At 70.4% G+C, this 18,013-nt stretch carries 17 protein-coding genes; 8 read left to right on the plus strand and 9 right to left on the minus strand.

Annotated features, from left to right (window positions below; genetic code table 11):
• The first annotated feature begins 26 nt into the window (after window positions 1-26).
• The 8 genes from F8566_RS12820 (at window position 27) to F8566_RS12855 (ending at window position 7,291) form a co-directional block, all read left to right on the plus strand.
• On the plus strand, window positions 27-1,307 hold the full coding sequence (locus tag F8566_RS12820; RefSeq protein ID WP_151560405.1) for an extracellular solute-binding protein: 1,281 nt from the start codon (window positions 27-29) through the stop codon (window positions 1,305-1,307).
• Window positions 1,304-2,476, plus strand: a complete 1,173-nt coding sequence (locus F8566_RS12825) for an ABC transporter ATP-binding protein (RefSeq protein WP_225993114.1) — start codon at window positions 1,304-1,306, stop codon at window positions 2,474-2,476. Before F8566_RS12820 ends, F8566_RS12825 begins: the two co-directional genes overlap by 4 nt.
• On the plus strand, window positions 2,476-3,411 hold the full coding sequence (locus F8566_RS12830) for an ABC transporter permease (protein ID WP_151560406.1): 936 nt from the start codon (window positions 2,476-2,478) through the stop codon (window positions 3,409-3,411). The genes F8566_RS12825 and F8566_RS12830 overlap by 1 nt, the downstream gene beginning before the upstream one ends.
• The gene (locus F8566_RS12835; protein WP_151560407.1) at window positions 3,408-4,289 is read left to right on the plus strand and encodes an ABC transporter permease; all 882 of its coding nucleotides are present in this window, start codon (window positions 3,408-3,410) and stop codon (window positions 4,287-4,289) included. Before F8566_RS12830 ends, F8566_RS12835 begins: the two co-directional genes overlap by 4 nt.
• On the plus strand, window positions 4,286-5,095 hold the full coding sequence (locus tag F8566_RS12840) for an SDR family NAD(P)-dependent oxidoreductase (RefSeq protein ID WP_151560408.1): 810 nt from the start codon (window positions 4,286-4,288) through the stop codon (window positions 5,093-5,095). Before F8566_RS12835 ends, F8566_RS12840 begins: the two co-directional genes overlap by 4 nt.
• Window positions 5,092-6,168, plus strand: a complete 1,077-nt coding sequence (locus F8566_RS12845; protein WP_151560409.1) for a mandelate racemase/muconate lactonizing enzyme family protein — start codon at window positions 5,092-5,094, stop codon at window positions 6,166-6,168. The genes F8566_RS12840 and F8566_RS12845 overlap by 4 nt, the downstream gene beginning before the upstream one ends.
• Window positions 6,169-6,223: 55 nt before the next feature.
• Complete coding sequence (locus F8566_RS12850; protein ID WP_192809649.1) at window positions 6,224-6,595, plus strand: STAS domain-containing protein; 372 nt, start codon at window positions 6,224-6,226, stop codon at window positions 6,593-6,595.
• Window positions 6,596-6,661: 66 nt separating this feature from the next.
• Entirely contained in the window at window positions 6,662-7,291 is a 630-nt protein-coding gene (locus F8566_RS12855) for a molybdopterin-dependent oxidoreductase (RefSeq protein WP_264159307.1), read from the plus strand.
• On the opposite strand, the gene F8566_RS12860 is transcribed toward F8566_RS12855, so the two are convergent.
• The 9 genes from F8566_RS12860 to F8566_RS12900 are packed head-to-tail and all read right to left on the minus strand — an operon-like array spanning window position 7,180 to window position 17,963.
• Window positions 7,180-8,040, minus strand: coding sequence for an SMP-30/gluconolactonase/LRE family protein (locus tag F8566_RS12860; protein WP_151560411.1), 861 nt, complete (start codon window positions 8,038-8,040; stop codon window positions 7,180-7,182). The two genes, F8566_RS12855 and F8566_RS12860, sit on opposite strands and share 112 nt — an antisense overlap.
• Before the next feature lie 48 nt (window positions 8,041-8,088).
• Window positions 8,089-9,249 carry an aldose epimerase family protein gene (locus F8566_RS12865; protein ID WP_151560412.1) on the minus strand — a complete coding sequence of 387 codons (1,161 nt, stop codon included), beginning with the start codon at window positions 9,247-9,249 and terminating at the stop codon, window positions 8,089-8,091.
• The gene (locus tag F8566_RS12870) at window positions 9,246-10,637 is read right to left on the minus strand and encodes an aldehyde dehydrogenase (NADP(+)) (protein ID WP_151560413.1); all 1,392 of its coding nucleotides are present in this window, start codon (window positions 10,635-10,637) and stop codon (window positions 9,246-9,248) included. Before F8566_RS12870 ends, F8566_RS12865 begins: the two co-directional genes overlap by 4 nt.
• A gap of 49 nt (window positions 10,638-10,686) precedes the next feature.
• Window positions 10,687-11,946, minus strand: coding sequence for a multiple monosaccharide ABC transporter permease (mmsB, locus tag F8566_RS12875; RefSeq protein WP_151560414.1), 1,260 nt, complete (start codon window positions 11,944-11,946; stop codon window positions 10,687-10,689).
• Window positions 11,943-13,556, minus strand: coding sequence for a multiple monosaccharide ABC transporter ATP-binding protein (gene mmsA / locus F8566_RS12880; RefSeq protein WP_151560415.1), 1,614 nt, complete (start codon window positions 13,554-13,556; stop codon window positions 11,943-11,945). Before mmsA ends, mmsB begins: the two co-directional genes overlap by 4 nt.
• A 5-nt stretch (window positions 13,557-13,561) precedes the next feature.
• A complete protein-coding gene (gene chvE, locus F8566_RS12885; protein WP_151560416.1) occupies window positions 13,562-14,689 on the minus strand; it encodes a multiple monosaccharide ABC transporter substrate-binding protein in 1,128 nt (375 codons plus the stop codon).
• Window positions 14,690-14,715: 26 nt separating this feature from the next.
• Entirely contained in the window at window positions 14,716-15,765 is a 1,050-nt protein-coding gene (locus F8566_RS12890; RefSeq protein WP_225993115.1) for a hypothetical protein, read from the minus strand.
• 39 nt (window positions 15,766-15,804) lie between these two features.
• Window positions 15,805-16,812 (minus strand): zinc-dependent alcohol dehydrogenase, encoded by a 1,008-nt coding sequence (locus F8566_RS12895; protein WP_151560417.1) that lies wholly within the window; start codon window positions 16,810-16,812, stop codon window positions 15,805-15,807.
• Complete coding sequence (locus F8566_RS12900; protein ID WP_151560418.1) at window positions 16,809-17,963, minus strand: mandelate racemase/muconate lactonizing enzyme family protein; 1,155 nt, start codon at window positions 17,961-17,963, stop codon at window positions 16,809-16,811. The genes F8566_RS12895 and F8566_RS12900 overlap by 4 nt, the downstream gene beginning before the upstream one ends.
• Window positions 17,964-18,013 lie beyond the last annotated feature (50 nt).

Genomic DNA, 18,013 nt, shown 5'->3' on the forward strand with positions numbered 1-18,013 from the left:
CCGGCTCGTCCAGGAGGACCACCCCCATGAGATCTCCGCGCATCTCCGCCCCCTCCGCCACCTCCGCCACCTCCGCCACCTCAGTCTCTTCCGCCCGTTCCGCCGTTTCCCTCGCCGCCGCGGGCTGCCTGCTCGCCGGGCTGGTCTCGTGCGGCTCCCCGGACTCGGGGGCCAAGCCGGCCGCCGAGCCCGCGGCCGCCGACGTCAAGCTCCCCGGCAAGCAGGTCACGCTGAACGTCATCGACGTGGCCGGCAACCTGCAGCTCACCCAGCAGATCTTCGAGAACTACAAGGCGAAGAACCCCAAACTCGTCAAGAACATCACCTACACCAAGGTCACCGCTCCGGAGCTGGCCGGGAAGGTCAAGGCTCAGCAGGACGCGGGACGGCTGGACATCGACCTGGTGCTGACCGGCACCGACGGGCTGTCGGCCGGGCTGGAGCAGAACCTGTGGGTCGACCTGCTCGGCAAGTACGCCGACAAGCTCCCCGACGTCAACAGCCTCTACCAGCCGCCCGCCGCCAAGATGCAGGAGCTCGCCCATGGCAAGGGTGTCGTCGTGACCTACTACCCGTCGGGTCCGCTCATCGAGTACAACCCCAAGACCGTGCCCGACCCGCCGAAGACGGCGCAGGAGCTCCTCGCGTGGGCCAAGGCGCACCCCAAGAAGCTGATGTACGCGAGGCCAGCCAACTCCGGACCCGGCCGTACGTGGCTGATGGGACTGCCCTACATCCTCAAGGACTCCAACCCCAAGGACCCCGTCAATGGCTGGTCCAAGACCTGGGCGTACCTCAAGGAGCTGGACAAGTACGTCGAGTACTACCCGACGGGCACTTCGCAGACCATGAAGGAGCTCGGCGAAGGGTCGCGCGACATCATCCTCACCACCACCGGCTGGGACATCAACCCGCGCGTCCTGCAGCAGGTGCCCAAGGAGATGAAGACGCAGTCGCTGAAGGGCTTCTCGTGGGTCACCGACGCCCACTACATGGTCGTCCCGAAGGGCATCTCGGGGGAGAAGCTCGGCCTGCTCGCCGACATCATGAAGTTCGCCCTCACTCCGGAGCAGCAGGCGATCACCTATGACAAGGGTTACTTCTATCCCGGGCCCGCGGTGAACGGCGTGCCGGTGACGATGGCGCCGCCCGCGAGCCAGCAGGTCATCAGGGAGTTCGGCCGGCCTGAGTACGAGAAGCTCATCGCGGACAACCCGAAGGTCCCGCCGCTGGAGGCCAAGGACATGGTCGCCGCCTTCGATAAATGGGACAAGGAGGTCGGCGGCCAGAAGGTGAAGAAGTCATGACGCCGGAGACCGTCATGGCGGGCGAGCGGCGCGCCGCGTTCGACCATCTGCGGCTGGAGGGCGTGACCCGGCGCTTCGGTTCGGCGGTGGCGCTCAGCGAGCTCGACCTGCGGATCGAGGGGGGCGAGTTCCTGGCCCTCCTCGGCCCCTCGGGCTGCGGCAAGTCCACCGCCCTCAACTGCCTCGCCGGGCTGCTCCCGCTGTCGGCCGGCTCGATCTGGCTCGACGGCGAACGGATCGACGGGCTGCCGCCGGAGCGCCGTGGGTTCGGGATGGTGTTCCAGAACTACGCGCTCTTCCCGCATCTGTCGGTCCGCCGCAACGTCGCGTTCGGGCTCTCGGTGCGGCGGGTCGGCAAGGCCGAGATCAGGCGCCGGGTGGACGAGGCGCTCGCCCTGGTCGAGCTCACCGAGCACGCCGGAAAGCTGCCCGGCCAGCTGTCGGGCGGGCAGCAGCAGCGGGTGGCGATCGCCCGCGCGGTCGTGCTGCGGCCGCGGCTGGTGCTCATGGACGAGCCGCTGTCCAACCTCGACGCCAAGCTGCGTGTCCAGATGCGGACCGAGATCCGGCGGATGCACCAGGACCTCGGACTGACCACGGTGTACGTGACGCACGACCAGGAGGAGGCGCTCGCCCTCGCCGACCGGCTCGTGGTCCTGCGTGCCGGGAAGGTCGAGCAGATAGGCACGCCCGAGGAGGTCTACACCTACCCGTCCAGCACGTACATCGCCGGCTTCATGGGCTACCGCAACCTGCTGGGGCTTCCAGCCGTGACGACGGAGAACGGCCGGGTCGTGGTGGGGGAGGGCGCGTTCCGGCTGACCGGTGTCCCGCAGGAGCGGGTCTCCGGGCCGCGCGCGGTCGCCGCGGTCAGGCCGGAGGACTTCCGGCGTGCCGGGCCGGGCGATCGGAACACCCTCGACGTGCGTGTGGAGGTGTCGGAGTTCCACGGCCGGGAGGTCGCCGCCGAAGGGGTCACCGAGGGCGGGCACGTCATCCACTTCCGGCTGCCGGAACGGGTCGCGCCGGGGGAGCGGATCGAGCTCGCGGTGCCCGTGGAACGCGTGCTGGTGTTCGCGGGCACCGGAGCTGGCACCAGAGCTGGCACCGGAGCTCGGACCGGCGAGGCCGCCGGTCCCGCGGACGCGGCCGGGCCGGAGGAGGCGTGATGGCGGTCGACACCGAACGCACGACCCCCGGAACCCCGCGAGCACCACGGCGGACCGGAGGTCTCCGGCACCGGCTGGCGGAACGCGGTGTCGACCGGGTGCTGCTCCTGCTGGTGCCCGCGCTCCTGGTCGTGATCCTGCTGTTCCTCTACCCGATGATGTACGGGGTCGGGCTCTCCCTGCAGCCGCAGAAGGGCGGCGGGATGCTCGCCAACTACCGCGCGTTCTTCGACGACCCGTACCAGCGCGACACCATCTGGAAGACGTTGCGGCTCGCGCTCCCCGCCGCGCTGATCAACGTGGGCGTCTCGGTGCCGATCGCGTACCGGCTGCGCGGCAGGTTCCGGGGGCGGCGGGCGCTGACGGCGATCCTCGTGCTGCCGGTCACGCTCGGGACGGTTCTGGTCGCCGACGGGCTGCTGCGCTACCTCGGGCCGAAGGGCTGGTTCAACCGGATCCTGCTGGACCTCGGCCTGGTCGACCAGCCGGTCCGGCTGATCTACAACTACTGGGGCGTGCTGTTCTCGCTGATCATCACCGGCTTCCCGTTCGCGTTCCTGCTCGTGCTGGCCTACATGTCGGGCATCGACCCGACCCTGGAACGGGCGGCGGCCACGCTCGGCGCGGGGCCGTGGCAGCGGATGCGGCGCATCCTGCTCCCGCTGCTGGCGCCGGGGCTCGCGACGACGTTCGTGCTGGCCTTCGTGCTCGCCTTCTCGGTCTTCCCGTCGGCCAACCTCGTCGGTGAACCGGCGGACGAGACGCGCGTGATGGCCATCGCGGCCTACCAGTCGGCGTTCGAGAAGTACGACTACTCGATGGCGTCGACGATCGCCGTGCTGATGGGCGCGTTCGAGCTGCTGGTCATCTCGGTCACGCTCCTGGTGCGCGGCCGTCTCTACACCGGGCCGTCGGCGGGAGGCAAAGGCGCATGAGCATCGCCCGTTCCCACCCCGCGTCCCGCGCCGCATCCCACCGGCGCGGCCTGCCCGCAGGGCGCCTGGGCAGCTGGATCACCTGGGGCTGCGTCGCGTTCTTCCTGTTCAACCTGGCCGCGCTGATCCTGTCGGTCGTGGTCAACTCCTTCGGCACCAGCTGGTTCGCCGGCTGGCTGCCGCAGGGCTTCACCACCGCGTGGTACTCCGACGCGTGGTCGGAATTCGCGCTGGGTGAGGTGCTGCAGACCACGCTCGCCGTGACGCTCGCCGTGGTGGCGCTGTCGCTGCTCCTCGGGGTGCCCGCCGCGTACGCCCTCGCCCGCCGCGACTTCCCGGGCAAGCGCGTGGTGCTGTTGCTGCTCCTGCTCCCGGTGCTGCTCCCGCCCATCACGTACGGCATCCCGCTCGCGACCGTGCTCTACAAGTTCCATCTGGCCGGGACGATGACCGGTGTGGTCGCTGCGAACCTCGTGCCGGCGCTGCCGTTCGTGGTGCTGGTGATGACGCCGTTCGTCGAGCAGATCGACACCAATGTCGAGTCGGCTGCCCGGATGTGCGGCGCGCGGACCCGGCAGGTGTTCACCCGTGTGCTGGTGCCGCTCCTGCTGCCCGGCATCCTGGCCGCCGGCATCCTCGTTCTCGTCCGTACCGTCGCGATGTTCGAGCTGACCTTCCTGGTCGCCGACGCCGACAGCCAGACCCTCATCGTGGCGCTCTACAGCGCCGCGTTCACCCCGGGCATCCGCGCGGCGCAGGCCATCGACGCCATGGCCGTGATCTACATGGCGCTGTCGGCGGTGCTGCTGATCATCGCGCTGGTGTTCGTCAACCCGACACAGATCGTGACCCAGGTGAGGGAGGCGACCGCCGAATGAGCGCCGTGAGATTCGACTACTGGGGCGAGCGGGTGCTGGTGACCGGCGCCGCCGGGCTGATCGGGCGCGCGCTGGTGGCCCGCTTCACCGAATGCGGCGCCGACGTCGTGGCCGTGGACTGCGACGCCGACGGGCTCAAGGCCTTCAGGCACGTGCCGAGGGTCACCACGGTGGCCGGTGACCTGTCCCGGGAGGAGGTCGCCGATGACGTCTTCGCCCGCCTGCACCGGGCGGGCGGCCTCGACGTGCTGGTCAACAACGCCGCGATCACGGAGGTCAGGACCCCGTTCATCGACATCGGCACGGCCCTGTGGGACGAGATGGTCGCCGCCAATCTGCGGTCGGCCTATCTCCTGTCGGTCCGCGCGGCCCGTTACTGGCGGGACGCGGGGCGCGGCGGCGTCATCATCACCATGTCGTCGCCGGGCGGCTCGCGGGCCCACGAGAACCAGGCCGCCTACGACGTGACCAAGGCGGCCCTGGAGGCCCTGTCCCGCGCGATCGCCGTCGAGCTCGGCGGCCAGGGCGTCCGTGCCAACTGCATCGCCCCGGCGAGCGTCGTCGGAGAGGTCCGGCCCGCCACCGACCTCCCTTCGGGCCGGACGACGGCGCCCGAGGAGGTGGCCGACGCCGCCCTCTTCCTCGCCTCGCCCGCCGCCGCGCAGCTCAACGGGCACGTGCTCCGGGTGGACGGCGGCCTGCACGCCCGCCTGCGCACCGATCCGTCTCAGGAGCAGCAGCGAGAAGGCAGGGAGCAACAGCGAGACGCAAGGGAGCAGCAGCGAGACGGTGGCCGGCCCGCATGATCACCGATCTGAGCAGCACGCTCCACCGGGTCCCGATGATCCGCCCGTGGAGCCCGGAGATGACGCACATCCACGTCATCGTCACTGTGCTGACCACGGACGACGAGCGCTCCGGCACGGGCTTCTCGTGGGCGCCGTGGGTGGGCGGCCGGGCGGTCCACGCTCTGCTCGAATCCGATATCAAGGACGCCGTGGTGGGCCTGCCCGCCCACCCTGGAGTGGTCTACGACAGGCTCTGGTGGCATCTGCACGAGGCGGGCCGGGGCGGGCTGGTCACCACCGCCCTGGCGGCCGTGGACCTCGCCCTCTGGGATCTGAGCGCCACCGACGGCCTGGTCCGGACGCTCGGCCGGCGCCGTGAGGCCGTCGAGGTCTACGGCAGCGGCGTCAACCGGCACTACACCCTCCAGGAGCTGGTCGCCCAGGCCGAACGCTGGGCCGGGCAGGGCTACACCGCGGTCAAGATCAAGGTAGGCCTGGACGACCTGTCCGACGACGTCGAACGCGTCGCCGCCGTCCGCGATGTGATCGGGCCGGGCGCCAAGCTCATGCTGGACGCCAACCAGCGCTGGGACCTGCCCCGGGCCCTGCGCGCCATCGAGGCGTTCCGCCCGTACGACCCGTACCTCGTCGAAGAGCCGCTGCCGGCCGCCGACGTCCACGCCTACGCCCGGCTCCGCGCGAGCGTGGACGTCCCGATCGCCCTGGGCGAGAACACCTACACGCCCTACGAGTTCCGCGACCTCCTCGTCGCGGGCGCGTGCGACATCGTCCAGCCCAACGTCATCCGCGTTGGCGGCATCACCCCGTTCCTGCGCGTCGCCGAGCTGGCCCGCACCTTCGACGTCCCGGCGTTCCCGCACCTGCTCCCGGACATCTCGGGCCAGCTCGCCTGCTGCCTCCCGATGCCCACCATGGTCGAGGACGTCGAGGACGCGTCGTTCGCCGCGCTGGGCCTGCTGCGGGAGCCGCATCCGGTTCAGATCGCCGACGGCATGCTCACCCCCGGCGACCACCGGGGTCTGGGGCTCGCCTTCGACTGCGCACGCCTGGCCGAAACCCAGCACTCCTGATCCGTGTGAAACGATCTTGTCGTTGCCTCAGATGGATCTGTGGAGGTGCGGCACGATGAGTCAAATGCAGGTCCTGGAACGGGTGGAGGGCACCGTCACCGTGGTGACGCTGGCCGGGGACCTGGCCCTCGGGAGCGCCGAAGAGGTCCGCGACCGGCTGGCCGGGCTGGTGCGCGGCGCGGTCGGCGAGGGGCGCCGTGATCTGCTGCTGGACCTGGCCGGCGTGGACTTCATGGACTCGATGGGGTTGCGCGTGCTCATCCACGTGTTCCGCCGGGTCCAGGAGGCGGGCGGCCGCATGGCGCTGAGCGCGGTGCAGCCACGCGCCGGCCGGGCCCTCGACGTCACCGGCCTGAACGCCTCTCTGGACATCTACTCCACCACCGAGGAGGCCCTTACGGCCCTCCGCCGCCCCGCCGGACGTTAGATCAGGCCCTTTTCGGTCAGGTACCTCGGCGAACGCTGTTTCCCAACCGGGGCATTGGTGGGCGCTATGGGGCAAGCTGACCGGATAACGGACCTGTGGGGCATCCGGACACCGTACGGGCCGGGGAAGGATTGGCCGGTCCGCGTGGACGCGTTCCTGCGCCAAGGCATCACCCCTGAGCAGGTCGAGCGGTGGGTGCCCACGGCCTCGATCCTGCACTCCAGCGGCGACGCGCTGGACATCGCCGTCAAGGACGGCCGGATGGTGGGGGTGCGCGGCCGGGCGGGCGATCGGGTCAACCATGGACGGCTCGGGCCGAAGGACCTGTACGGCTGGCAGGCGGGTGCGTCCCCCGACCGGCTGACCCGCCCCCTGATCCGTGTCCGCGGCGAGCTGGTGGAGACGGACTGGGACACCGCGATGGACCAGGTCGTCCGGCGCTCCACGGCACTGCTGGACGAGCGCGGGCCCGGCTCGATCGGCTTCTACACGACCGGCCAGCTGTTCCTGGATCAACGCCAACATCAAGCAGATGAGCCCCCAGGCCCTCCTGCTGGGCTGAGTTCGGCCCCGAGGCCACGGCCTCAGCCGGGGAACGCGGGGGAGGGCAGGCCCTGGCCCGCGTTGGGGACGACGAACAACGATCCGGCGTGGGAGTCGTCGGGCGGGGCACCGGTCGTGGCGGTGGTGACGTAAAGGTCGCGCAGATCCGGACCGCCGAAGGCGCACGCGGTGGTCTGGCGGGCGGGGATCTCGACGGTGCGGTCGAGGGCCCCGGCGGGGGTGTAGCGCAGGATCCGGCCGCCGCTCCACAGGGCGACCCAGACGCAGCCGTCAGCGTCCACGGTGAGGCCGTCCGGCAGGCCGGGGACATGGACGAACGGGCGGAACACCGGATCGGGGACGTCAGAGCCGGCACGACCGGAGCCCGGCAAGCCATGGTCGAGGACGTCGATCCGGCGGGTCGGGGTGTCCACGTAGTACATCAGGCTGTGGTCCGGGCTCCAGGCGATGCCGTTGCTGACGGTGACGTCGGAGCGGATCGTCGTGACGGTGCCGTCCGCGGTGACGCGGCGGAGCTTGCCGCCGCCGGGGGCCTCGTCGTAGCGCATGGTGCCCGCCCACAGCGCGCCGTCGGGGGCGACGGCCGCGTCGTTGGCCCGGCAGCCGTCCTCGGGGTGGTGAGCGAGCCAGTGGAACGTGCCGTCCGGGTCGTAGAGGCCGACGCCGTCACGCAGGTTGGCCACCAGGCCGCCGCCCGCCCGCGGCTTGGCGGCGCCGACGTGCTGGTCGGCGCTGAAGACGTCGTCCGAACCCGTGCCCGGATCGTAGGTGTGGATCTCGGAAGCGAGCACGTCCACCCACAGGAGCCTCCGGGTCGCGGGGTCCCAGGTGGGGCCTTCACCGAGCTGTGCCTGTGCGGGGAGGGCGATGTCCCATTTCATGAGGTGTCTCCGAAAGGGCGGGCGGCTGGGCCGCCCGCCCTGGACGGGTCAGCGGGCGGAGAAGGCGTAGGTCGTGGTGGTGTTGTAGGTCTTACCGGGCCGCAGCGTCGTCGACGGGAAGTTGGGCTTGTTGGGCGAGTCGGGGAAGTGCTGGGTCTCCAGGCAGAAGCCGTCACCCTGACGGTAGGCGCGACCGCTCGTCCCGACCAGACGGCCGGTCAGGAAGTTGCCGGAGTAGAACTGCAGGCCCGGCTCGGTCGTCAGCACGTCCATGATCCGGCCGCTGCGCGGCTCGGTGACGCGGGCGGCGTGCCGGCCGTTCAGGACCCAGTTGTGGTCGTAGCCGCGTCCCCGCACCATCTGCGGGTGGTTCGAGCGGATGCGCTGGCCGATCTTGTGCGGCTTGGTGAAGTCGAGCGGCGTGCCCGCGACGGGGGCGAGCTTGCCGGTCGGGATGAGGCCGGTGTCAACGGGGGTGTAGCGCTTGGCGTTGATGCGCATCGAGTGGTCGTAGACGCCGCCGGAGCCCTCACCGGCCAGGTTGAAGTAGGTGTGGTTGGTCAGGTTGACCACGGTGGGCTTGTCGGTGGTCGCCTTGTAGCCGATGCGCAGCTCGTTGCGCGGGGTGAGGGTGTAGGTGACGGCGGTGGTGAGGTTGCCGGGGTAGCCCTCCTCGCCGTCGGGGCTGACGCGGGTGAGGCGGAGGGAGACCTCGCGGCCCTTCTTGATCGGCTGGGCCTTCCAGACCCGCTTGTCGAAGCCGTTGTTGCCGCCGTGCAGGCTGTTGACGCCGTCGTTGGCGGGCACCTTGTAGGTCTTGCCGTCAAGGGTGAAGCTCGCCTTGCCGATGCGGTTGCCGAACCGCCCGATGATGGCGCCGAAGTAGGGGTTCTCGGTGGCGTAGGCCTCGCTGAGGTAACCGGCGAGCGACTTGAAGCCCAGCGCGACGTTGCCGCTGCGGCCACGCCGGTCAGGGACGTCCAGCGACTGCACGATGCCGCCGTAGGTGAGGATGCGCACCCGCATCCCCCGGCCGTTCGACAGCGTGTAGCGCTCGATCTTGGTGCCCGAGGGGAGGGCGCCGAAGGCCTCCTTGGAGATCTTGGGGGCGGCGGACGGGGCGGCCGCGGCGGAGACGGCCGCGGCCGGGACGAGGGCCGTCGCGGTGAGCACGGCGGCGGAGGTGGCCACGGGTCGGGTGAGTTTCATGAACGGCCTTTCAGGGGTGCGGGCAAGAGCCGGACAGGAACGTTCTGATAGACGACAGGGACTAGGAAACGGCGGATCGCGGCCGTGCCGACCGAGGTGTGGGACGGCGCGGTGGTCGCGGGCCAGGGACCGCCGTGGTGCATGGCGGCGGTGACCGCGACGCCCGTCGGCCAGCCGTTGAAGACGATGCGGCCCGCGCGGTCGCGGACCTTGTCCAGGAGGGCGTCGGCGAGCCGGTCGTCCTCCGGCTCGGCGTGGACGGTGGCCGTCAGCGAGCCGGGCATGGCGCTGGCGGCGGCGAGCAGTTCCTCCTCGGTGTCGTATTCCACGATGAGCGTGGCCGGGCCGAAGTGCTCCTCCCACAACTCCGGCGTCAGCTCGCTCGCAGGGACGGAGAACACGGCCGGGGCGGGGTCGCCGTCGGACCGCCGCCCGGCCAGCAGTGACACCCCCGGACGTTCGGCCAGGTCGTCCAGGCCTTCGGCGAAGGCGTCCTGGATGCCGCTCGTCAGGAGGGGGCGCGGTGTGATCTCTTCGGCGAGGCGGTTCAGGGTGTCCCCGAAACCGTGCCCCGCCGGAAGGAACAGCAGGCCCGGCTTGGTGCAGAGCTGGCCGCTGCTGTTGGTGAACGACGCCGTGAAGCCACGGGCGATCTCGTCGGCACGTTCACGCACCGCCGACGGCGTGACGAACACCGGGTTGACGCTGCCCAGCTCGCCGTAGAACGGGATCGGGTCCGGACGGCCGCTCGCGAGGTCGTACAGCGCCCGCCCGCCCCGGGTCGAGCCGGTGAAGGCCGCCGCCTTGATCGCGGGGTGCTGGACCAGCGCGCGGCCGGCCTCGAACCCCTCGACCATCGCGAACGTGCCCTCCGGGGCCTTGACCGGTGCCTCGTTCAGCGCGTCCCGCACCAGCTCGGCCGTCCGCCGGGACGTCCGCGGGTGGCCCGGGTGCGCCTTGACGACCACCGGGCAACCGGCGGCGAGGGCGGTGGCCGTGTCGCCGCCCGCGACGGAGAAGGCGAACGGGAAGTTGCTCGCCGCGTACACGGCGACCGGTCCGATGGGCCGGTTGAGCCGGTACAGGGCCGGGTCGCCCTCCTCGATCACGATGTCCAGGAAGCCGCCGTCCTCGACGACGTCGGCGAACAGCCGGAGCTGCCCGGTCGTGCGGGACATCTCACCGGTGAGACGGTCGGCCGCGAGGCCGGTCTCCTCGGCGGCCAGGGCGATCAGCTCGCCGGTGGCCTCGTCGAGCCGGTCGGCGATGCCGCGCAGGAACGCGGCCCGCGCGGTCAGCGGCACGGCGGTGAGGTCGCCGAACTCGGCGGCGGCGTGGCCCGCCGCGGCGCAGGCGTCGTCGACCTGGGCCACGGTGTGGTCGGTCATGGTGTCCTTCCGGATGAATGGGGCGATCGCTACGGTGTGCAGAGACGCCCTAGCGGAGCAGCGGGGCCCCGGAGCGGCGCTTGGTCCAGATGTCGAAGGCGACGGCGGCCAGCAGGACCAGGCCCTTCACGAGCATCACGCGCTCGCTCGGTGCGCCGATCAGGGACATGCCGTTGTTGATGACAGCCATGATCAGACCGCCGGTGATCGCGCCGACCACCTTGCCCACGCCGCCCTGCACGGCCGCCCCGCCGATGAACGCGGCGGCGATGGCGTCGAGCTCGAACGCGTTGCCCGCGGTGGGGCCCGCCTGGTTGAGGCGGCCGGCGAAGATGACCCCGGCGAGGGCGCTCAGCACGCCCATGTTGACGAACAGCCAGAAGACCACCGACTTGGCCTTGACGCCCGACAGCACGGCCGACTGCAGGTTGCCGCCCACCGCGTAGATGTGGCGGCCGAAGACCGTCCGGCCCGTCAGCAGCGAGTACCCGAGCACGAGCGCGGCCAGCAGGACCAGCACCCAGGGCAGGTTGTGGAAGCGGGCGAGCTGCACGGTGACCGCCATGATGAGGGCGCCCGCCGCGACGATCTTGCCGATGAAGACCGGCAGCGGGTCGACCGTCTGCCCGTACCCCCGGCGTGCCTGCCGGGTGCGCCACTGGGTGACCGCCAGCGCCGCGATCGAGGCGGCCGCGGCGAGCAGGCTGAACAGGTCGGCGCCGCCGAGCGGCCCCAGTGCGACATTGCCGAGGTAGCCCCCGGTGAACCCGTTCGACAGCGTGCGGACCGAGTCGGGGAACGGGCCGATGCCCTGGTTGCCGAGCACCGTCAGGGTCAGCGCGCGGAACAGCAGCATCCCCGCGAGCGTGACGATGAACGACGGGATGCCGAAGTAGGCCGTCCAGTAGCCCTGCCATGCGCCGATCGCCGCCCCGGCGACCAGCGTCAGCACCAGGGCCAGCGCCCATGGGATGTCATGGTTGACCATCAGCACGGCCGCGATGGCGCCGGTGACGCCGACGACCGAGCCCACCGACAGGTCGATATGGCCGGAGATGATGATCAAGATCATCCCGATCGCCAGGATCAGGATGTAGGAGTTCTGCACGATGATGTTGGAGATGTTCTGCGGCTGGAGGAGGTCTCCTCCGGTGAGAACCGAGAACAGCACGACGATCAGTGCGAACGCGACATAGATGCCGCTCTGCCGGAGGTTGAACGACAGCCGCGGCGATGGCGCGGGCCGGCGCGGCCCGGCCGCGGCGGATTTCGCCGCGGCAGTGTTCGCGGAGGTGGCGGTGTCACTCATCCGGCCTGCTCCTTGGTGATGGTGTCGACGGGGTTGGCTGTGTCGGAGGGGTTGGCTGTGTCGGCGCCGTTGGCGCCGTTGGTGGTGAGGTCCATGGTCATGTGGTGCATGAGGCGCTCCTGGGTGGCGTCCGCGCGGTCGACCTCACCGGTGATCCGGCCGGCCGCCATGGTGTAGATGCGGTCGCACATGCCCAGCAGCTCCGGCAGCTCCGAGGAGATGAGCAGGATCGCCTTCCCCTCGGCAGCCAGCCGGTTGATGATCGAATAGATTTCGTACTTGGCGCCCACGTCGATGCCGCGGGTGGGCTCGTCCAGGATCAGCACGTCCGGATCGGTGAAGATCCATTTGGCCAGCACGACCTTCTGCTGGTTGCCGCCGCTGAGCTTGCCGGTCACCGCGAGCACGTCGGGCGCCTTGATGTTCATGCTGGTGCGGTACTCCTCGGCCACCTGGTACTCGCGGTGGTCGTGCACCCAGCCGAGCCGGGCCAGCCTGGACAGGCCCGCGCTCGCGACGTTGAGCTTGATGTTCTGGATCAGGTTGAGGCCGTACCGTTTGCGGTCCTCGGTCGCGTAGGCGAGACCGTGCCGGATCGCCGCCCCGACCGAACGTGCCTCGATCGCCTTGCCGTCCTTGTAGAGGCGACCGGAGGCCCCGGTGCCGTAGGAACGGCCGAACACGCTCATGGCCAGTTCGGTCCGGCCGGCGCCCATCAGCCCGGCCAGCCCGACGATCTCGCCGCGGCGCAGCCGGAGGTTCGCCCCCGACACCACCGGGCGGTCGGGCTGGGACGGGCTGTGCACCGTCCAGTCCTCGATCCGCAGCACCTCCGAGCCGATCTCCGGCTCCCGCGGGGGATAGCGGTGCTCCAGGTCGCGGCCGACCATGCCGGAGATGATCCGCTCCTCGGTGACGCCGCCGGTCGACGGATCGAGGGTCTCGATCATCCGGCCGTCACGCAGGATGCTGATCGTGTCGGCGACCGCCAGCACCTCGTTGAGCTTGTGCGAGATGATCACCGAGGTGATGCCCTCGTCCCGGAGCCCGCGGATGAGGTCCAGCAGGTGCGCCGAGTCCTCGTCGTTGAGCGCCGCGGTCGGCTCGTCGAGGATCAGCAGGCGCACCCGCTTGGACAGCGCCTTGGCGATCTCGACGAGCTGCTGCTTGCCCACGCCGAGGTCGGCGATCGGCGTGACCGGGTTCGCCGGCAACCCGACCCGTTCCAGCAGCCGACCGGCCTCGTGATTGGTGCGGTTCCAGTCGACCACGCCGCGCTTGGCCTGTTCGTTGCCGAGGAAGATGTTCTCGGCGATCGACAGCTGCGGGCACAGCGCGAGCTCCTGGTGGATGATGACGATCCCGCGGGCCTCGCTGTCGCGGATGCCGGCGAACCGGCACGGCTCGCCGTCGAAGCGGATCTCGCCTTCGTACGAGCCGTGCGGGTACACCCCCGACAAAACCTTCATCAGCGTCGACTTGCCCGCGCCGTTCTCCCCGCAGATCGCGTGGATCTCGCCGCGCCGCACCGACAGTGAGACGTCTTCGAGGGCCTTGACGCCGGGGAACGTCTTGGTGATCCCGGACATCGTGAGAATGTCGTCAACCATGATGATCAGCCGAGCTGCGCTTGGGTGTAGTAGCCGCTGTCGAGCAGGACCGACTTGACGTTGGACTTCTCAACGATCACCGGCTGCAGCAGCTGCGACGGGACGACCTTCTTGCCGTTGTCGTAGTCCTTGGTGTTGTTGACCGCGGGCTTGCCGCCCTTGAGCACGGTGTCGGCCATCTTCACCGTCTCGGCGGCGAGCTGGCGCGTGTCCTTGAAGATGGTGGAGTACTGCTCACCGGCGTTGATCGACTTGACCGAGGCCAGCTCCGCGTCCTGCCCGGTCACGATCGGGTACGGCTGGGAGCCGGTGCCGTAGCCGTTGCTCTTGAGGGCCGACAGGATGCCGATGGACAGGCCGTCGTAGGGCGACAGCACGCCGTCGACCTTCGCGCCGCCGCGGTAGGTCTTGGTGAGCAGGTCCTCCATGCGCTTCTGGGCGGTGGCCGGGTCCCAGCGCAGGATGGCGATCGTCTTGAAGTCCTTCTGGCCGCTCTTGACGACGATGGTGCCCTTGTCGATGTAGGGCTTGAGCACCGACATCGCGCCGTTGAAGAAGAACGTGGCGTTGTTGTCGTCCGGGGAGCCCGCGAAGAGCTCGACGTTGAACGGGCCCTTGGCCTTGCCCTCGGAGCCGTCGGCGTTCTTCAGCTTGAGCCCGACCAGCAGTGAGGTCGCCTGCTGCACGCCGACCTTGAAGTTGTCGAACGTGGCGTAGTAGTCGACGTTCGGGCTGTTGCGGATCAGCCGGTCGTAAGCGATCACCGGGATCTTGCTGTCGGCGGCCTGCTGGAGCTGGGTCGTCAGGGTGGTGCCGTCGATGGAGGCGACGATCAGCAGCTTGGCGCCCTTGGTGATCTGGTTCTCGATCTGGCTGACCTGGGTGGGGATGTCGTTCTCGGCGTACTGCAGGTCGACCTTGTAGCCGAGCTTCTCCAGGCTGGACTTGACGTTGTTGCCGTCGCTGATCCAGCGTTCGGACGACTTGGTCGGCATGGTGACGCCGATCAGCGCGCCCTTGGCGTCGCCCGCCTGGGGCTTCTTGTCGATGTCCTTCTCGGCGGAGCCGCACGCGGCCGCCGCCATGGTGAGGGCGAGGGCGGTGACCGCCGTCGTGAGACGCCCGAGTTTCATGTCGTTCTCCTTGGGGTGGGTGTTTCTCAGGTGGTGAGGGCGGCCGCTTCGGCGAGCGGGAACCGCCGAAGCGGGCCAGGGGTTCGTGAACCGAGTGGGGACATCCCGCCGTCGGCGCCGAGCCGGGCGAGAAGATCGAGGACGAGCCGGCCGCGCCGGACACGCTCACGGCCGCTTTCCACGGCCAGCGCGTTCAGATGACGGCCCATCGGGTAGATCGGCGCCGCGTTGCGCAGGCCGAACTTCAGGTAGATCGGGGCGCCGCAGCGGATCAGCTCCGCCGCCTCGTACATCCGCACGAAGCCGCCGAGGTCGTCGGGTGTCTCCACGTAGAAGTCCATGGGAGCAGTGCTGACCGCGCGGATCTCGGCGATCTGGGCGAGGGTGAGGTCACTGGGCACGTTCAGCGAGTCGCCGCCGAGCTGTTCCCACACCGCGTAGGAGGCGGGGTTGACCGGCCCGACCAGCGCCGAGACCTTGAACGTGGTGTCGGCGGGCAGGCGGCCGGCGGCGCGCATCTTGTGCAGCGTCCACAACACGCCCTCGTCCGCGACGAGCAGGCATCGCACCCCGAGCGCGGTGGCGCGCTCCGCTTCCTCCACGCACTGCGCGAGCTGGTCGCGGCCCCGGGCGCGCGGCCCGGACGCCAGGTAGGCGCGGCCGCCGGCGCCCGGGTCCCAGGTCCCGCGCGGGCCGAGGAACAGGCACAGCTCGATGTCGTTCTCGTCGCAGGCCGCGACCATCTGGATGATCTCGGCGTCGGTCAGCATCCACACGCCACTGCCCTGGCTGATGCGGTGCAGCGGCACCGCCAGCCGGGCACTCTCGGCGAGGACGGCCTCCAGCACGGCCGGTCCCTCGCAGGACGGCAGCTCGGTCCGCCACGTTCCACCGTCGGGGAAGGCGTGCGCGGAGGACGGGACCGTCTCGGCGCTGGGCGGGAAGCCGAGATCTTCCAGAGCGTGCTCGCCGGGCCGGCGGGCCGCCGGGCGGTGGGCGTACGCATTGGCGGCGTACGAATCGGATGCCAACGCGTCGGCTCCATCGGGCCGGTCGTTGATGGGTGTGGAAGTCATGAAGTCCTCGATCATGCGTCGGATGAGTCTGCTGTCGGGTCAGTCGAGGTCAGGGCGGAGCAGGACCTTGCCCGCGTCCGCGGAGCCGCTCAGGCTCAGCGCGGCCTCGAACTCGGCGAGTGGCAGCTCATGGGTGATCAATGAGGCGGGCCGGAGCACCCCGGAGTCGAACGCGCGTACCGCGTAAGCCCAGTCCGCCGGGCCCGCGCCGAAGACCGTATGCAGCCTAAGGGCACGTGTGACCAGCAGAGACGTGGAGACGGCGTCGGCGGGGTCGGCCGGGATCCCGGTGACCGCCACCCGGCCGCCGCGGCGCGTCAGCGCCACTGCCGCGTGCGCGGTGCCGGGGGCGCCCGCGGTCTCCACCACGACGTCGAAGGTGCCCTCGGCGGCCTCGCCCGGGCGCAGGAACTCGGTCGCGCCCGCCTCGATCGCGGTCTCGCCGCGTTCGGACCGCGGGTCGATCGCCACCAGCCGCGCGGGGGACGCGGCGGACAGCAGTTGCAGCGTCAACATCCCGAGGGTGCCCGCGCCGACCACCGCCGCCGACTCTCCCGGCCGCAGCGAGACCTGCCGGACCACGGCGGCGATCACGGCGGCCGGCTCCAGCAGCGCCGCCGCCCGCAGGTCCGCGCCCGGCGCCAGGACGTGCAGCATGCGCGCGGGCAGCAGCAGGTGGTCGGCGAATGCGCCGGGCCGGGTGAACCCGGTCTCGTCGTAACCGGCCAGGCACAGGTTGGGGGAGCCGTCCCGGCACGGACCGCAGACCAGGCAGCCGCGGAACCCCTCGCCGACCACCAGGGCCCCCACCATGGCGGGGTCCGCCTGGGGGCCGACCGCGGCGACCGTGCCCGACCATTCGTGGCCCGGCACGATCGGGTACTTGGCGAAGTCGGCCGGGCGGGTCCCGTCGTAGAGCTCGCGGTCGCTGCCGCACAGTCCCGCGGCGGCGACCCGGACGAGCGCCTCGCCCGGACCCGGCTCCGGCGGGTCTTCCGGCACCAGCTGGAAACGGCCCGGCTCGGGTACCAGCAGCGCGCGGCTCACTTGCCGGTTCCGCGGCGCAGGTGCCAGTCCTCGGCGAAAAGGTCGAAGTCCGCATTCTGCTGCGGGAACTCCGCGGCCGCGTCCAGGTCGAGATGGACGCCCAGGCCGGGCTCCTCCGGAAGCCCGAAGTAGCCGTCCACGACCTCGGGCAGGCCGGTGGCGACCCCCTTGATCGCGGCGTCGGCGAAGTCGTTGAAGTGTTCGAGGATCTTGAAGTTGGGCACGCACACCCCCAGATGGAGCGAGGCGGCGGTGAGCACCGGACCGCCCACGTTGTGCGGGGCGACCTGGATGAAGTGGGTCTCGGCGGTGGCCGCCAGCTTGCGGACCTCGCTGATGCCGCCGCTGTGCCCGACGTCGGGCTGGATGATGTCGGCGGCCTGGAGCTCGAACAGCTCGCGGAACTCGATCCGGTCGTGGATGCGCTCGCCGGTCGCGATCGGCAGATCGGTGTGCTCGGAGACCTTGGCGAGGGCCTTGAGGTTCTCCGGCGGGACGGGCTCTTCGAGCCAGGCCGGGGCGTACGGCGCGAGCAGCCCGGCCAGCCGGATCGCAGTGGCGGGGGAGAACCGGCCGTGCATCTCGACCAGCAGTTCCCGCTCGGGCCCGATCGCGTCGCGGACCGCCTCCACCAGGCTGATCGAACGCATCGTCTCGGCATGGTCGAGCTCCATCTGGCCCGCGCCGAACGGGTCGAGCTTGAGCGCCTGGTAACCGCGCTCGACGACCCGCGTGGCGGCGGCGTGGAACTCCTCCGGGGTGCGGTCGACGGTGTACCAGCCGTTGGCGTAGGCCTTGACCCGGTCGCGCACCTTCCCGCCGAGCAGCCGCCACACCGGCTGGCCGAGGGCCTTGCCGACGATGTCCCAGCACGCCATCTCCACGCACGCGATCCCGGACATGACGATCTCGCCGGCACGGCCGTAGTCGCCGTACTTCATCCGGTGGACCAGGTCCTCGATGTTGAACGGGTCGCTGCCGACGACATGCCGGCGCTCGGCCTCGGCCAGGTAACCCCGCAGGGCCTCGGTGTGACCGAGCATCCTGGTCTCGCCGACACCGGTCAGGCCCTCGTCGGTGTGAACGGTCACGAACGTGAGGTTCCGCCAGGGCGTTCCCACGACGTGCGTGTCGATCTTGGTGATGCGCACGAGCTGTTTCCTTACCTAACTAGCATTAGCTTTGGTTAGCGCTAACATTC

The organism is Actinomadura rudentiformis (genome assembly GCF_008923185.1).
GTDB classification, from domain to species: Bacteria; Actinomycetota; Actinomycetes; order Streptosporangiales; family Streptosporangiaceae; genus Spirillospora; species Spirillospora rudentiformis.

Bases quoted from the DNA above. Each gene is read 5' to 3' on its own strand.
- F8566_RS12870 (WP_151560413.1), bottom strand. From the start codon at position 10,637: ATGACCGACCACACCGTGGCCCAGGTCGACGACGCCTGCGCCGCGGCG.
- F8566_RS12845 (WP_151560409.1), top strand. From the start codon at position 5,092: ATGATCACCGATCTGAGCAGCACGCTCCACCGGGTCCCGATGATCCGC.
- F8566_RS12890 (WP_225993115.1), bottom strand. From the start codon at position 15,765: ATGACTTCCACACCCATCAACGACCGGCCCGATGGAGCCGACGCGTTG.
- F8566_RS12850 (WP_192809649.1), top strand. From the start codon at position 6,224: ATGAGTCAAATGCAGGTCCTGGAACGGGTGGAGGGCACCGTCACCGTG.
- F8566_RS12840 (WP_151560408.1), top strand. From the start codon at position 4,286: ATGAGCGCCGTGAGATTCGACTACTGGGGCGAGCGGGTGCTGGTGACC.
- F8566_RS12855 (WP_264159307.1), top strand. From the start codon at position 6,662: ATGGGGCAAGCTGACCGGATAACGGACCTGTGGGGCATCCGGACACCG.
- F8566_RS12865 (WP_151560412.1), bottom strand. From the start codon at position 9,249: ATGAAACTCACCCGACCCGTGGCCACCTCCGCCGCCGTGCTCACCGCG.
- F8566_RS12835 (WP_151560407.1), top strand. From the start codon at position 3,408: ATGAGCATCGCCCGTTCCCACCCCGCGTCCCGCGCCGCATCCCACCGG.
- chvE (WP_151560416.1), bottom strand. From the start codon at position 14,689: ATGAAACTCGGGCGTCTCACGACGGCGGTCACCGCCCTCGCCCTCACC.
- F8566_RS12820 (WP_151560405.1), top strand. From the start codon at position 27: ATGAGATCTCCGCGCATCTCCGCCCCCTCCGCCACCTCCGCCACCTCC.
- F8566_RS12825 (WP_225993114.1), top strand. From the start codon at position 1,304: ATGACGCCGGAGACCGTCATGGCGGGCGAGCGGCGCGCCGCGTTCGAC.
- F8566_RS12830 (WP_151560406.1), top strand. From the start codon at position 2,476: ATGGCGGTCGACACCGAACGCACGACCCCCGGAACCCCGCGAGCACCA.
- mmsA (WP_151560415.1), bottom strand. From the start codon at position 13,556: ATGGTTGACGACATTCTCACGATGTCCGGGATCACCAAGACGTTCCCC.
- mmsB (WP_151560414.1), bottom strand. From the start codon at position 11,946: ATGAGTGACACCGCCACCTCCGCGAACACTGCCGCGGCGAAATCCGCC.
- F8566_RS12860 (WP_151560411.1), bottom strand. From the start codon at position 8,040: ATGAAATGGGACATCGCCCTCCCCGCACAGGCACAGCTCGGTGAAGGC.